The sequence below is a fragment of the Clostridium sp. UBA6640 genome, assembly GCF_002455975.1.
Lineage (GTDB): Bacteria > Bacillota > Clostridia > Clostridiales > Clostridiaceae > Clostridium_J.
On the sequence record NZ_DKLM01000152.1, the window covers coordinates 388 to 649 of the forward strand.

Here is a 262-nt window from a genome sequence, read left to right on the forward strand (position 1 = left end):
ACTCGACCATCTCTCCGTGTCATTTACATAGATTATTATATTATAATTTAGAATCTATGTCAATATTTTATTTTAACATCACTATGGTGATGATAAACAGGTAGTTAATAAATTAAAAATGCTCAAAATATTGAGCGTTTTGTGGCGGAGAAAGAGGGATTTGAACCCTCGCGCCAGTTACCCGACCTACGCCCTTAGCAGGGGCGCCTCTTCGGCCTCTTGAGTATTTCTCCAAATGTTATGGCGGAGAGAGTGGGATTCG

Annotated in this window: 1 tRNA gene; it reads right to left on the bottom strand. The window is 40.1% G+C overall.

The annotated features are described in order from the left end of the window. Positions 1-142 precede the first annotated feature (142 nt). Positions 143-233, bottom strand: a tRNA-Ser gene (locus B2W91_RS17470). Positions 234-262 lie beyond the last annotated feature (29 nt).